Annotated in this window: 14 protein-coding genes; 9 read left to right on the plus strand and 5 right to left on the minus strand. The window is 61.1% G+C overall.

Annotated features, from left to right (window positions below; genetic code table 11):
• The first annotated feature begins 18 nt into the window (after positions 1-18).
• The 5 genes from BLW71_RS30680 (at position 19) to BLW71_RS30700 (ending at position 4,217) form a co-directional block, all read left to right on the plus strand.
• On the plus strand, positions 19-438 hold the full coding sequence (locus BLW71_RS30680) for a hypothetical protein (RefSeq protein WP_091806063.1): 420 nt from the start codon (positions 19-21) through the stop codon (positions 436-438).
• Positions 439-569: 131 nt separating this feature from the next.
• Complete coding sequence (locus tag BLW71_RS30685) at positions 570-794, plus strand: hypothetical protein (RefSeq protein WP_091806067.1); 225 nt, start codon at positions 570-572, stop codon at positions 792-794.
• Between the two features lie 333 nt (positions 795-1,127).
• Complete coding sequence (locus tag BLW71_RS30690) at positions 1,128-2,819, plus strand: purple acid phosphatase family protein (protein WP_091806070.1); 1,692 nt, start codon at positions 1,128-1,130, stop codon at positions 2,817-2,819.
• A 176-nt stretch (positions 2,820-2,995) separates the two neighbouring features.
• Positions 2,996-3,436, plus strand: coding sequence for a hypothetical protein (locus BLW71_RS30695; protein ID WP_091806073.1), 441 nt, complete (start codon positions 2,996-2,998; stop codon positions 3,434-3,436).
• A gap of 91 nt (positions 3,437-3,527) precedes the next feature.
• The gene (locus tag BLW71_RS30700; protein WP_286162156.1) at positions 3,528-4,217 is read left to right on the plus strand and encodes a nucleoside 2-deoxyribosyltransferase; all 690 of its coding nucleotides are present in this window, start codon (positions 3,528-3,530) and stop codon (positions 4,215-4,217) included.
• 220 nt (positions 4,218-4,437) lie between these two features.
• Here the strand turns inward: BLW71_RS30700 and BLW71_RS41800 are convergent, their stop codons facing one another.
• Positions 4,438-4,611: a hypothetical protein gene (locus tag BLW71_RS41800; protein WP_177205145.1), complete on the minus strand. Its 174-nt coding sequence runs from the start codon at positions 4,609-4,611 to the stop codon at positions 4,438-4,440.
• 19 nt (positions 4,612-4,630) lie between these two features.
• On the opposite strand from BLW71_RS41800, the gene BLW71_RS30705 reads away from it, so the two are divergent.
• Complete coding sequence (locus BLW71_RS30705) at positions 4,631-5,791, plus strand: porin (RefSeq protein WP_091806078.1); 1,161 nt, start codon at positions 4,631-4,633, stop codon at positions 5,789-5,791.
• 177 nt (positions 5,792-5,968) lie between these two features.
• On the opposite strand, the gene BLW71_RS30710 is transcribed toward BLW71_RS30705, so the two are convergent.
• Complete coding sequence (locus BLW71_RS30710) at positions 5,969-6,640, minus strand: DsbA family oxidoreductase (RefSeq protein ID WP_091806080.1); 672 nt, start codon at positions 6,638-6,640, stop codon at positions 5,969-5,971.
• Positions 6,641-6,886: 246 nt separating this feature from the next.
• On the opposite strand from BLW71_RS30710, the gene BLW71_RS30715 reads away from it, so the two are divergent.
• Complete coding sequence (locus tag BLW71_RS30715) at positions 6,887-7,180, plus strand: DUF1330 domain-containing protein (protein WP_091806082.1); 294 nt, start codon at positions 6,887-6,889, stop codon at positions 7,178-7,180.
• Positions 7,181-7,286: 106 nt separating this feature from the next.
• On the opposite strand, the gene BLW71_RS30720 is transcribed toward BLW71_RS30715, so the two are convergent.
• From BLW71_RS30720 to BLW71_RS30730, 3 genes are all read right to left on the minus strand, one after another.
• The gene (locus BLW71_RS30720; RefSeq protein ID WP_091806084.1) at positions 7,287-8,138 is read right to left on the minus strand and encodes a carbohydrate ABC transporter permease; all 852 of its coding nucleotides are present in this window, start codon (positions 8,136-8,138) and stop codon (positions 7,287-7,289) included.
• Positions 8,135-9,025: a carbohydrate ABC transporter permease gene (locus BLW71_RS30725; protein ID WP_091806086.1), complete on the minus strand. Its 891-nt coding sequence runs from the start codon at positions 9,023-9,025 to the stop codon at positions 8,135-8,137. Before BLW71_RS30725 ends, BLW71_RS30720 begins: the two co-directional genes overlap by 4 nt.
• A 168-nt stretch (positions 9,026-9,193) precedes the next feature.
• The gene (locus tag BLW71_RS30730) at positions 9,194-10,426 is read right to left on the minus strand and encodes an ABC transporter substrate-binding protein (RefSeq protein WP_091806088.1); all 1,233 of its coding nucleotides are present in this window, start codon (positions 10,424-10,426) and stop codon (positions 9,194-9,196) included.
• Between the two features lie 334 nt (positions 10,427-10,760).
• Here BLW71_RS30730 and BLW71_RS30735 point away from each other — a divergent pair, with 334 nt between their 5' ends.
• Together BLW71_RS30735 and BLW71_RS30740 are read left to right on the plus strand one after the other, a co-directional pair.
• Positions 10,761-11,534 (plus strand): SDR family oxidoreductase, encoded by a 774-nt coding sequence (locus BLW71_RS30735; RefSeq protein WP_091806090.1) that lies wholly within the window; start codon positions 10,761-10,763, stop codon positions 11,532-11,534.
• Positions 11,535-11,598: 64 nt separating this feature from the next.
• Positions 11,599-12,681 (plus strand): ABC transporter ATP-binding protein, encoded by a 1,083-nt coding sequence (locus BLW71_RS30740; protein WP_091806092.1) that lies wholly within the window; start codon positions 11,599-11,601, stop codon positions 12,679-12,681.
• The last annotated feature ends 18 nt before the right edge of the window (positions 12,682-12,699 follow it).

Genomic DNA, 12,699 nt, shown 5'->3' on the forward strand with positions numbered 1-12,699 from the left:
TCCGGCACGGAGGCCGATATGGAGCCCACCTTGCAATACCAACTGCGGCTTACCGTTTCGCCAGAACTGGCCGACGCATTGCGTGCTGACCCGGCGAGTGCATCGCATAGCGCGCTTCGTGACGTGCTGCTCAGGCATGACGCGACGTTGAAATGCCAGTTCGACGCATTCGCCGACTACGTGCGCGAAGCGCAACAGCAGGGTACGGAAAATTATCCGCTCTATCAGTGGACTCTCGAGACGATCGAGAATCCGGAGAAGCAAGCCAGGTACTTGCGCTCGTTTACCGTCTATGTGAACGGCGGCGAGGTTTACGGCAAGGATGTCGCGGATATCATGGAGAACGAACTATTGGGATTGGTCAGCGAAGATGGAGTTCAGCGCGTCTCAAGGTTCGATACCAATCCTGCCAATAATCCGCAACCGCCAAGGCGCTAGCGCTTGCCGAACCCAAAGGCCGCCGCGCCACTGCGCAGCGTCAGCTAATCGTCATTTTCGATTTTACATTTGACGACAGCACGTTGAGTTCGTGAGACGATGCATGCTCACTTTTTCTTGAGGAAAGCGACATGGGACTCTTGGACGAAGTAGGAAAGATTGCGGGGGCGATCGCCGCCGTTGAAGCGGCGGAAAAAGTGGATCCGGAAGCGGGTTTGCTTACGAAAGGCATCGCCGCTGTTGCCGGTTTCGAAGGTGCCGGTAAGTTGGAATCAATGTTGGAAAAGAAAGACAACGACCAGCAGGACGTTGCCGACAACGCCCAACCCACAGACGACACGAATCCGCAGACGTGAGCGGAAGTCTGCTGCCGGCTGCATGATCCGCGACGGAATGCATGCGCCGGCGAATTCTCTGCGCGCTTCGCCGAGCGCCGCCAGATACCCCATTACGTTGTGCACGTTGCCACCCGCTGGTAGTCGGGCGTTCTACCGTTAGCAGCTTTAAAATCAATCAAAGATCTTTATCGATCGACCAAGCTGTCAATTGTCTGAATGGCAATGCGGAGTGGACGCATGGAACTGTCCGCTTTGGGCGGTTTCATCCGGGTGTCATCGCCCCGCGCCTAGGATGGGTGTCGCCAGGCTCATGCGCCGGCATCCTTCCACCTCCGCACAAAAACACCAGACATGTCGAACAGAAAAATCGTAAAGACTTCGCCGACCGATCAGGGTGCTTCCATCGTCTCGCGCCGCGGGTTCCTGAAGTTCGCCGGTGCGTCCAGTCTCGCTACGGCGGCGGGCACGCTTTCATCGGCGGCGCGCGCGGCGAACAGCGCGCCTGACGGCACACCGGAGCAGGTCCACCTGACCTGGGGTAACGATCCGGCCGGTGAGGTCACGGTCTCCTGGGCGTCGCTTGCACCCGCGGTGAACCCGCAAGTCCGTGTCGGTGTCGCGGGTGCGGCGAAACATACGGTGCATGGCGTCCAGACCACTTATACGGATGGCCTGAACGGCGAGGTCGTGTTCACGTATCACGCGCATCTGCGCGATCTGAAGCCCGCTACGAGCTATGAATACCAGGTGAGCGCGGAGAACGACAGCCATGCGGCTCAGCCTTTCACGGCGAGCTTTCGCACTGCGCCGCGCGGCCGCGCGCCGTTCCGCTGGACCAGCTATGGCGATCTCGCGACGCCGAACACCGGCTGGGTGTTGTCGTCGCCGCAAAGCCGTTTCGCGGTGCAGGCAGTCGAGCGCTTTGAGCCTCTGTTCCACCTGCTCAACGGCGACCTGTGTTACGCCAATCTGAATCCGGCGCACCAGCCGGAGGTATGGCGCGACTTCGGCAACAACTGCCAGACTTCGGCGTCGAACCGGCCGTGGATGCCGTGTCCGGGCAACCACGAACTCGAATTCAATAACGGTGAGCAGGGCCTCGCCTCGTATCTCGCACGCTATAAGCTGCCGGACAATCACACGCGCTTTCAGGGCCGCTGGTACAGCTTTCGCGTGAGTTCCGTGCTCTTCATTTCGCTCGATGCTGACGACGTCGTGTATCAGGACGCAGCGGCCTTCGTCGCCGGCCCGGATCCTCTCGCGCCCGTTGCGAGCACCGGCAATCCGCCGATCCAACCCGGCACGTCGCTCTATGTGCGTGGGTATAGCGCGGGCGAGCAGACGCGTTGGCTCGAAAGGACGTTGCGCCGTGCGGCTGAAGACGACGAAGTCGACTGGATCGTCGTCCAGATGCATCAGGACGCGCTGAGTTCATCGAAGACCGGCAACGGTTCCGATAAAGGCATCCGAGAAGCCTGGTTGCCGCTGTTCGACCGCTATGGCGTCGACCTGGTGCTGTGCGGGCACGATCACGATTACGAACGCAGTTACCCGGTACGCGGCTGCAATCACCACAAAGGCACCGACATCGCGACGGGCCAGCCGGTCGATACGCTGCAGCCGAAACCGGTGATGTCGGCAGTGTCCGCGGGCGCGTCGACGTTCGATACGAGTCACGGCACGATTCACCTGATTCTCGGCGGCGGCGGCACGAGCGCGCCGCTGGATGTCTATGGCGTGGATGCCGGCACGGGGCTGCCCCAGGCGCGTATTTTCACGCGGCCCAACCGCCCGGTTGCCGGCACCACGTCCGGGACGTTCGTGCGTGCGGGCGCGGACGCAGTGGAAGACGCGATCTGGTCGGCGCAACGCGATACCGGCACCGGTTATGGCATTGCGGTGTTCGATCATGATCCCGGGCATCCCGGCGGCGAGACCACGATTACGATGAGCTACTATCACGCGCCTGGCGCAGATCAGACTCCGACGCAGAACTACGAGTTGTTCGAGACGATCGAGTTGAAGAAGACGCGGCGCAGATAAGGTTCGAACACGCGGGGCTCGCCGGCATGACCTCGCGCGCGCCGCACGAACTACGCCTCCTCGACCTTTCCGGATGATTTTGTTACACGTCTTACGGATGTGAAGCGACGTAGTTACAAAAGCCTTTCAAAAGCGCAGTTATACTCGGCGCCGTCCAAACAATGAAAGGGCTTTTTATGTCGAAGAGAATCCTCCGGATGGTTGCCGTCGCAGCGCTCACCGCTTCGGCATCGTTGTCGGCGCTCGCCGGCGATATGAATAACGCGCTTGGCGGCGCGCTCGGCGGCGTGGCCGGCGCAGCAGTGGGCGGTGCGTTAGGCGGCAGCACGGGCGCCGTGCTCGGCGGAGCAGTCGGCGGCGGCGCGGGCGGCGCGGTGACGTCGAACCGCAGGGAGCGCACGGGCGCGATCATCGGCGGCGCGCTGGGCGGCGGTGCCGGCACCGCGGCGGGCAATGCAATGGGCGGTCGCAGCGGCGGTCTCGTCGGCGCAGCGCTGGGCGGCGGCGCCGGGTCGGCGCTCGGCGGCAACATGTCGCGCTCCAACTCGTACGCGGACGACTATTCCCGCGGCTACCGGTCGCGCAAGCATCATCACAAGCATCGGCACGACGACTGAATGGCGCGCGAACGGGCGAGTGGGCTCGCAGGCAAACTGCCTGCCCGCTCGCTGATTGCTCCGCGCAACACGTGACACACTCTGCATTGACATGGGTTCGTGCGCCGTTATCGTAAAGGCTCTTCGCAGTCGACTGCCGGCACGCTCGCTGCGGGAACACTTCACGATTTCGCCATCCTCACGGAACATAAAAACGATGCTACGAGTGTATTGCGCAGGGCCGCTGTTCAACGCAGCCGAGCGATCCGAAATGGATTCGATTGCCGCCACGCTGGAGGCTGCCGGATTGTCGACGTTTCTGCCGCATCGCGACGGGCTGGAGTTCGCGAAGCTCAAGCCGGAACTCGAGAAACTCGGCGCCTCGGTCGAAGAAGCCGTGCGCATGCTCGACCGCGCGATTTTCAGTCTGGATACGTATCAATTGCTTACGCGTTGCGATGCGGTTGTGGCCAATCTCAACGGCCGGGTCGCCGACGAGGGCACGGTTGTCGAAGCGTCGCTTGCGTGGCACGCGGACAAGCCGCTTGTTTTATTCAAAGCTGACGCACGGACCATGCTCAGCGGGTCCGATAACCCGATGCTCACCGGGTTGGGTGATTTCAAGGTGGTCGATCAACTGGCTGCGCTGCCGCAGGCCATTCTGGAAGCTGTTGCGCGCGATCGGACCCACAGGGCCGAGCAGACGTTGGAGAGCGGCGCGCAGATCGCGGCGCTTCGCGAGGGCGGCGGCGAGTTAAGTGCGCTCGCAAAGACGCTATACAGCGCTTTCAAAAAGCCATAAGGCCGATGCCTGCGTCAGCAGACGCACCGCAAAAATCCCGCTCCGCCGACTCCCCAATCGCGCCGGAAAACGCTAAGCTTCGCCCCCTCGTTGTTCCTTTCACGCCACGCCGTTTATTTTTTTGACGCGCCGTTTATTTTCATCGCCCTATGATTGGACTGCTCGTTTTTCCGCCGCAGTGGCTGGTACGCATTCACTGAGCGATTCGAAAACCCGGTAATCAATCAGCGCGCACGATGGCAAAACCATTTGAATTTCGTTGCGCGCAATAAAAATCAAACAACACCTCATGCTTCTCGCAGTTTGCGCAACAACGGTTGTAGAAACGTACTGCATGCACGGTCATGGCGCTGGCGGAAAGAGCAATTGATACCCTCAATGACTGCTTGATCACGATCACGGAGCCAACAAGTATGAAAAAGTCTTTACTCGCGGTCGCGCTCTTTGGCGCATATACAATGTCGGCGCATGCGCAAAGCAGCGTGACCCTCTACGGCCTTATCGATGCTGGATTGGTGTACACGAACAATCAGCTCGGACACAGTAATTGGCAGGAAGTGAGCAGTTCGACTCAGAACACGGTCTTCGGCCTTAAGGGCTCGGAGGATCTGGGTGGCGGCTTGCACGCGATCTTCAAACTCGAGCAAGGCTTCCTGCTGAACAACGGCGCCCAGGCATTCTCCGGTGATGGCTTCGGCTCCCAGGCATGGGTCGGCCTGCAAAGCGATCCTTACGGCACGTTGACGTTCGGCCGCCAGTTCGACGTGATGAACGACCTCGTCGGACCGCTCACGGCGGAGTTCAATACGTGGGGCGGTAACATGGCCGCGCATCCGTTCGAAAACGACAACCTCGCTGCGAATTCCGTCGTGATCAACAACTCGGTGAAGTACGCGAGCCCGACCTACCGCGGCATTACGTTCGAAACGATGTATTCGTTCAGCAACAAGGCGGGCGACTTCGGCAATAACCGTTCATATGGATTCGGCGTTTCCTATGCGCAAGGTCCGATCAATCTCGCTGCGGGCTACCTGCAACTGAACAACGCGGGCAACGGCAGTGGCGCGGTCACGTCGGGCGATACGAGCGCGAACTTCCTCGCGGAACGCCAGCGTATCTGGTCGCTAGGTGGCAATTACACATTCGGGCCGGCTACCGTCGGGCTGGTGTGGAGCCATTCTCAGATCGACAACGCAGCGGGCGTGTTCTCGTTCGGCACGGGCAGCTACCTCGGTGCGGGCGACACGTCTGTCGGATCGCTGAACGGTTCACTGCGCCTCGACAACTACGAAGTGAACGCAAAGTACGCGCTCACGCCCGCGGTGACCGTATCGGGCGCCTATACGTACACGCATGGCGCATATAACGGTTCGTCGCCGGGATGGAACACGGCCATGCTGCAAACGGACTACGCGATCAGCAAGCGCACGGACTTCTATCTGGAAGGCGTCTATCAGAACGTGCACGGCGCGCCGGCGGACTCCGTCCTGTCGCATGCGATGATCAACACGTTGTCGCCGTCGGCGACCAACACGCAGGTGGCGGTCACTGTCGGTATGCGTCACGCGTTCTAAGCAGCTTCGGATCGAGTGATTGATGAATGCGTATGCCTGGCATCTGCCGGGCATACGTCATCCTTCAGGCGCGATGCTCAAGGCCTTCGGTCGATCGGAGCGGTCCGGGTCAGCCGCGCAATCGTCCCATCTCCCATCTCCCATCTCCCACGCAGCGTTGCACCGCATGGACAAGGTTCAGCGCGACGCGTCCTGTGAATCCTCGTTCTTCGCTTCGGCCAGAATCTGCTGGATGGCCTGCTCGAAAGTTTCCACGGGTTGTCCGCCGCTCACCAGATAGCGGCGATTGAAGATAATGGCCGGCACCGACTGGATGCCCATCGCCTCGTTGTTCCGCTCCTCCGCTCGAACTTCGGCTGCGTACGTTCCGTTTTGCAATACGTCACGGGCCTCCGTGGCGTCGAGTCCTACGGATTGCGCCGCTTCGATCAGCACTTCGTGGTCGCTCGTGTCCTTGCCTTCGGAGTGGTAAGCGCGCAGCAGCGCCAGTTTGAGCGGCAACTGCTCGCCCTTGATGCCGGCCCAATGCAGCAGACGGTGCGCGTCGAAGGTGTTGTAGACGTGTTTGCGCGGGCCGAATTCGAAACCCACGCTCGCACCGCGCTCGCGGATCGCCGCCTGCGTTTCCTCGATCTGCTCCGGCGTGCGCCCATACTTCTTGCCGAGGTAGTCGACAATATTCTCGCCGTCCGGCCCCATGTGCGGATTCAACTCGAACGGATGCACGACGATGCGAGCGTCGAGCGCGTCGCCAAGGCGCGAAATCGCACGCTGGAGCGAGGAGAGGCCGATCGCGCACCACGGGCATGCGATATCGGAGACAAAATCGATGGTGAGCGCTTGTGTCATTGCGGTGTTCCTGATGGAGATGATCTATTGCGTGGCCGGCCTGATGCGAGGGCGACAGCCGCGAACAGCGTAACCCGAATCGCGGGTATTTGCAGGAGCGCACTCGTGACGGGGTGCGAGCCGGGGACTTACAATTCACCACCGCGGCGAGAGCGATTGACCACGCGAGCAACAGGGATGCCGATAAACGTCATAATCCGTCGTCTACGGCAACAACTGCTTTTCCAACGTTGAAAGGAGTTTCAAATGAGCAAGGGATATTGGGTGACGTCTTATCGCGCGACGAAAGATGCGGCCAGGCTGGCCGCGTATGCACAGCTCGCTGCGCCCGCCGTGGCGGCTGCCGGCGGCAAGTTCATCGTGCGCGGCGTGGCGGACGAGGCACGTGAGCAGGGTTTGAAGGAGCGTACGGTCGTGATCGAATTTCCGACCTACGAAGCGGCTGTCGCCGCCTATGACAGCGAGCCCTACAAGAAAGCGCTGGAGGCGTTGGGCGACGGCGTGGAGCGCGATCTGCGCATTGTGCGCGGCGCCGAGTAACAACGAGGATGGGGCGCCGCTCATACGGCGCACGCCCCGGCCGGGCGGCAACGCGGCATGATGAATGCGCGGGCAGGCCGCCACCTGCCGCGCTTACCCGCAAACTCTACTTCACCGCACCCAACGCAAGTCCCTTCACCAGATACCGTTGTAGCCACGCGAACACAACCGAAACCGGCAGTGTCGCGCAGAGCGTGGCGGCCATCACGAGATGCCACTGTACGACGTATTTCCCCGCGACCATGTCGGTCACCTGCACGGTCAGCGTCTTGTTCTCGGGTGAGCGGATCAACGTATAAACGACCGCAAATTCGTTCCATGCATTGATGAACGTGAAGATCGCGGTGACGACGATCGCAGGCACGGCCAGCGGCAAGAATACCTTGAAGACCGCCTTGGTCCGTCCGCACCCTTCGAGCCATGCCGACTCTTCCAGATCACGCGGCACCGTCTGGAAATACGAAGACAGCATCCACACGGCAAACGCGATATTGAAGGCTGCGTAAGAAACGATCACGCCGATCTTGGAGTCGACCAGGTTTCCATCGCCATAAGGAATCATCGCGGCGAGCCGGAACAGGCCGACCACGAGCAGGATAGGCGACAGCATCTGCGTGACGAGCAGAAACTGGCGATAGAACCCGCGGCCTCGAAACGGAAACCTCGCCAATGCATAAGCCGCCGGCAGACTGACAGCCAGCGCAAGCGCGGTCGACAGCAAACTGATCACCGTGCTGTTGCGCAGCGCCACGCCGAAGTTGGCTGCCACCCACATGTCGGAGAAATTGCTCCACTGCCAATGCACCGGCAGCCACCGCGCCGGATAGACAAAAATCTCGGAAGCCGGCTTCAACGCGGTGAACAGCATGACGGCAAATGGAAACAGCACGACCACGACCAGTGGCGACAGCGCGAGCCAGCACCACAGCGAACGCTTCATCTTGACGCTCAGACTCATGACGGATCTCCTTCTTTCGCGGGCTGCAGGCGCAGATAGGCGATCGAGAATACGAACAGCATGACGAGCATGATCAGCGACACGGCTGCCGCTTCGCCAGGACGCCCGAGCCGGAAGCCAAGCTCGTAGAGATAGGTGACGAGAATGTGCGTGCTGTTGTCGGGGCCGCCCTGCGTCATCACCCAGATGATCGGAAAAGAGTTGAACACGTAAATCACATTCAACAGAATCGTCATGTTGATGAACGGCCGCAACAGCGGCATGGTGAGTTTGCGAAACTGCTGCCAGGCGCTCGCGCCGTCCATGCGCGCGGCTTCATAAATATCGCCTGGCACGGACGACAATCCGCCGAGCAGAATCGTCACCGTAAACGGGATCGAGACCAGTATGCCGACCGCGATTTCGACAGGAAACGCGAGTTCCGGCGTAGCCAGCCAATGAATCGGACCGCTGATCAATCCCAGCCGTTGCAGCGTGACGTTGACCATGCCGTAGTCGTCGTTGAAGGCCCAGCGCCAGACCACGGCGGTCATGGTCAGCGAGACGGACCAGGGCAGCATCACAATCGTGCGCGCCACGCCGCGTCCATAGAAATCCTGATTCAGCACCAGTGCGACCGGCACCGAGATCAGCACCGTGCCACCGACCACGCATACGGTCCAGACGAGGGTTCGTTTGGCGGCGGCAAGAAACGCAGGGTCGCCGAAGATCGTATAGAAATTCTGCAGGCCGGTGAAATCGCGAATGGCGCCGAAGCGCGAGACCTCGTGAAGCGATTGCCACACGATATTGAAGATCGGATAGCTGATGATGAAAAGCGCCAATATCAGACTCGGCGCTATCAGCAACCAGGGCGCTTGCAGGCGCGTAGAAGCGGAACGGCTCATGCGTGCTCGATCGTAAGACGCGTCCGCGGGAATAAGCAGGCGCGACGGGATGGGCCGGATAGTGCGTGATGGCCGGAACGCGCACCGCCTGCTCGGTGGCGGCGCGCGTTCCGGGTTCAGCAGATCAAGACGAGATCAATGCAAGATCAGTACCGGATCGCTACGGAATCAATGGCCGAGCGACTTGTTCGCCTGCGTGGCCGCCGCATTCAATGCGTCAGCCGGCTTCGCCTTGCCCAGGTAAATCGACTGCATTGCGTCGGTCACGGCCTTCGCGGTGTCTTCCCAACCCGTCACCGTGGGTGCGAAGCGGGCCGTCGGCAGCAAGGCGACGAAGGCCTTCGTGTCCGGATCGTTGAACGCCGGATCCGTCGATTCAGCCTTGGTGGTCGGCAGGAAGCCCTCGGTCGTCGTGAACTCCACGCGCGGTTCCTTCGTGAACAGATAGTCGAGGAACTTCCACGCCGACTTCTTCACCTTCGAGTTCTTGAACATCACGATCGAGTCGGTGACAGCGTACGTAGCGTGCGTCGTGCCCATCGGAATCGGATCGATGCCGTACTTCAGATTCGGCGCTTCCTTCTTGATCTGCTTCGACAGGAACGGCGCCGAAATCACCATCGCAACGCGGCCCTGCTTGAAGAGGTTCTGCACGTCTTCGCGGCTATAGCCAGTCACACCCGGTTGCGTCAGACCTTGATCGATCATCGACTTGTACAACGTGGCCGCCTTGATGCCGGCCGCCGAATTGAACGCCGCCTTGTTGTCCTTGCCGACCACGTCGCCGCCATTGGTCCACAGCGCGTAGTAATAGTAGACGTCTGTTTCGATTTCCTTGCCTTGCAGACCGAAGCCGGCAATGCCCTGCGCCTTCAGTTTCTTCGACGCTTCGATCACGTCGTTCCAGGTCTTCGGGCCGTCCGGATAGCCGACCTTCGCGAGCAGGTCCTTGTTGTAGTACAGCGCGCGCGCCGAAGCGGCGATCGGCAGGCCGTAGACCTTGCCATTGATTTCACCCGGTGCGAGGAACGGACCGATGAAGCGGCCCTTGAAGCTCGCATCCATGTAGCCGTCGAGCGGTTCCGCGACGTCGTCCTTCACGAAGTCGAGCAGCCAGCGCGTGCCGACGATCGCGAGGTCGGCGTTGGCGTTGCCGGAAATGTCTGTTTGCAGCTTCTGTTGCAGCGTGTCCCAGTTCACGTCTTCGATCTTGATGGTCGTGCCGGGATTGGCCTTCTCGAAGTTGCGGGCCATTTTTTCGAAGTACGGCGCGGTCGCGTCGCTGTAGTGGGCGACGGTCACGCGGACCGTGTCGGCGTGAGCCGCGACGGCGATACCTGCGAACGCGAGCGCCACGGCAACTTTGCCGAGCGCGAGGGAAGCACGGGCATGCAACGACATTTCTCTCTCCTGTGTCGAGCGGAGTGAGCGCGCTGGCGCTGACTCCGGTCCCATCCAACGATGGTGGGGTGGTTGGCTGCCGTCGCCGGCCGCTTTGGGTTAAATTGTTTGAAAAAATCCTACATGACGAAAAATGGCTTGTCACGTAGGGTCTGCCATATTTTTTCCGAGCCGGTTTTGTGCATAAGATGCTGTAAAGCAGGGATATTCTGCATGGCGTGATGTCATGGATACCCAATCTTCGGGATGACTAGACGATCGCGTAAAGCCGGGCTTGTAAGAAATTTACAGGCTAATCCAGGCCTGGCGGTGCGATTGAAGAGCGAGGCGGACAATGAATCGTGTGGTGTTGGTAACGGGCGCTTGCGGCGGCATCGGCAGCGTGTTGTGCAAACGCTTCGTGGAACAGGGCGATACGGTGCTGGCGCTCGACATCGACGCCGCCGCGCTCGGCGCGTTGACCGCACAACTCGGCGAGGCGCATGTCACGCCGATTGCGGTCGACCTCGGCGAGGCCGCCGCAGTGCAGCAGGCGGTGGCCGCCGCGGTCAAGGTGCGGGGTCCGGTGGACGTGCTGGTCGCCAACGCGGGCGCGGCACAAGGTCTGACGCTTGCCACGACGGACGTTGCGAGCTGGCAGCGCGACATCCATCTGAATCTGAACGGCACGTATCACACGGTCGAAGCCGTGCGTGCGTCGATGATCGAGCGGCAGCGCGGCGCGCTGGTGCTGATCGGCTCGGTGAACGGCATGGCCGCGCTCGGTCATCCGGCTTACAGCGCGGCGAAGGCCGGGCTCATCAGCTATACGAAGGCGCTTGCGCTCGAACTCGGCCGTTACGGTATTCGCGCCAACATCGTGTGTCCGGGCACGGTGAAGACGCAGGCGTGGCAGGCGCGCGTCGACAAGAATCCGCAGGTCTTCGAGGATCTGAAAAAGTGGTACCCGTTGCGCGACTTCGCGACGCCCGACGACATTGCCGACGCGGTGCTGTTTCTCGCCTCGCCGATGGCGCGCGTGATTACCGGCGTCGCGTTGCCGGTGGACGGCGGCCTGATGGCCGGCAACCGTCTGATGGCGGAAGAACTGACGCTCGAATCACTGTGAACCGCCTGAAGCAACATGCGGGCGGCGTGAATTCGAGTCAACGAAAGAAGACGATGAGGACAGCATGGCAGCAGTGCAACTGAGCGGCATCTTCAAACGCTACGGCGACACGCAGGTGGTGCACGGCATCGATCTGGACATCGACGACGGCGAGTTCGTCGTGCTGGTCGGGCCGTCGGGCTGCGGCAAGAGCACGTTGATGCGCATGGTGGCGGGACTCGAAGAGATCAGTGGCGGCGATCTGATGATCGGCGGCACGCGCGCGAACAGCCTTGCGCCGCAGCAGCGCAATATCTCGATGGTGTTTCAGAGCTACGCGCTATATCCGCATCTGTCCGTCTACGAAAACATCGCGTTCGGGCCGCGGATTCGCAAGGAGTCGGCGGCGAGCTTCAAGCCGCGGATCGAGGCCGCTGCAAAAATGCTGAACCTGGGCAGTTATCTGGACCGTTTGCCGCGCGCGCTGTCGGGCGGCCAGCGGCAACGCGTGGCAATGGGCCGCGCCGTGGTGCGCGAGCCGTCGCTGTTTCTGTTCGACGAGCCGCTGTCCAATCTCGACGCCAAGCTGCGCGTGCAGATGCGCACGGAAATCAAGGCGCTTCATCAACGGCTGAAGAATACGGTGATCTACGTCACGCACGATCAGATCGAAGCGATGACCATGGCAGACCGCATCGTCGTGATGAACGCGGGGCGTATCGAGCAGATCGGCCGTCCGCTTGAGCTATACGATCATCCGGCCAATCTGTTCGTGGCGAGCTTTCTCGGTTCGCCGTCGATGAATTTTGCCGAAGGTGTGATCGCGAACCGCGCGCAAGGCCAGGGTCTCGCGCTGAAACTCACGGACGGCGGCGAGATCGTGCTGGAGGGCGCGCCCGCTTCGGCCGTGCTCGGCGCGAAGGTCACGCTCGGCGTGCGGCCGGAGCACATCGAGACGATGGCGCCGGCACCCGACGCGACGATGGAAGTCGAAGTGGTCGAGCCGACTGGCGCGGAAACGCACTTGTACGGGAAAATAGGCGGCAGCACGTGGTGCGTGACGACTCGTCAGCGCTCGAAAGTCGAGCCCGGCGAGCGCGTTGCGCTACGCCTGCCGGCCGAACATATTCACCTGTTCGATACGGAAAGTGGACGCAGGCTGGTCTGAACCGCGTGTTGTCGTTCG

Source organism: Burkholderia sp. WP9 (genome assembly GCF_900104795.1).
Taxonomy (GTDB): Bacteria; Pseudomonadota; Gammaproteobacteria; order Burkholderiales; family Burkholderiaceae; genus Paraburkholderia.

What these genes read in the sequence shown, in the direction of transcription:
- BLW71_RS30710 (WP_091806080.1), bottom strand. Translation starts at nt 6,640, where the DNA reads ATGACACAAGCGCTCACCATCGATTTTGTCTCCGATATCGCATGCCCG.
- BLW71_RS30695 (WP_091806073.1), top strand. Translation starts at nt 2,996, where the DNA reads ATGTCGAAGAGAATCCTCCGGATGGTTGCCGTCGCAGCGCTCACCGCT.
- BLW71_RS30730 (WP_091806088.1), bottom strand. Translation starts at nt 10,426, where the DNA reads ATGTCGTTGCATGCCCGTGCTTCCCTCGCGCTCGGCAAAGTTGCCGTG.
- BLW71_RS30740 (WP_091806092.1), top strand. Translation starts at nt 11,599, where the DNA reads ATGGCAGCAGTGCAACTGAGCGGCATCTTCAAACGCTACGGCGACACG.
- BLW71_RS30725 (WP_091806086.1), bottom strand. Translation starts at nt 9,025, where the DNA reads ATGAGCCGTTCCGCTTCTACGCGCCTGCAAGCGCCCTGGTTGCTGATA.
- BLW71_RS30690 (WP_091806070.1), top strand. Translation starts at nt 1,128, where the DNA reads ATGTCGAACAGAAAAATCGTAAAGACTTCGCCGACCGATCAGGGTGCT.
- BLW71_RS30685 (WP_091806067.1), top strand. Translation starts at nt 570, where the DNA reads ATGGGACTCTTGGACGAAGTAGGAAAGATTGCGGGGGCGATCGCCGCC.
- BLW71_RS30720 (WP_091806084.1), bottom strand. Translation starts at nt 8,138, where the DNA reads ATGAGTCTGAGCGTCAAGATGAAGCGTTCGCTGTGGTGCTGGCTCGCG.
- BLW71_RS30700 (WP_286162156.1), top strand. Translation starts at nt 3,528, where the DNA reads ATGGGTTCGTGCGCCGTTATCGTAAAGGCTCTTCGCAGTCGACTGCCG.
- BLW71_RS30735 (WP_091806090.1), top strand. Translation starts at nt 10,761, where the DNA reads ATGAATCGTGTGGTGTTGGTAACGGGCGCTTGCGGCGGCATCGGCAGC.
- BLW71_RS30715 (WP_091806082.1), top strand. Translation starts at nt 6,887, where the DNA reads ATGAGCAAGGGATATTGGGTGACGTCTTATCGCGCGACGAAAGATGCG.
- BLW71_RS30680 (WP_091806063.1), top strand. Translation starts at nt 19, where the DNA reads ATGGAGCCCACCTTGCAATACCAACTGCGGCTTACCGTTTCGCCAGAA.
- BLW71_RS30705 (WP_091806078.1), top strand. Translation starts at nt 4,631, where the DNA reads ATGAAAAAGTCTTTACTCGCGGTCGCGCTCTTTGGCGCATATACAATG.